Below are 282 nucleotides of genomic sequence, written 5' to 3' on the forward strand. Positions count from 1 at the left end.
TAAGCGTACACGGTGGATGCCTTGGCAGTCAGAGGCGATGAAAGACGTATTAACTTGCGATAAGCGTAGATTAGGTAGTAAAAACCATTTGAGTCTACGATTTCTGAATGGGGAAACCCACTAGCATAAGCTAGTATCACTACATGAATACATAGTGTAGTGAGGCAAACCGGGAGAACTGAAACATCTAAGTACCCCGAGGAAGAGAAATCAACCGAGATCCCGAAAGTAGCGGCGAGCGAAATTGGGTTAGCCCTTAAGCTTTTAATGAGACAGGTGAAG

At 44.7% G+C, this 282-nt stretch carries 1 rRNA gene; it reads left to right on the forward strand.

What is annotated here, in order from left to right:
* Positions 1-282 (forward strand): 23S ribosomal RNA (locus tag PVK70_RS18995); the annotation flags it as partial.

Origin of the sequence: Aliivibrio sp. A6, from assembly GCF_028765505.1 — a bacterium.
In the GTDB taxonomy this organism is placed as follows: domain Bacteria; phylum Pseudomonadota; class Gammaproteobacteria; order Enterobacterales; family Vibrionaceae; genus Aliivibrio; species Aliivibrio finisterrensis_A.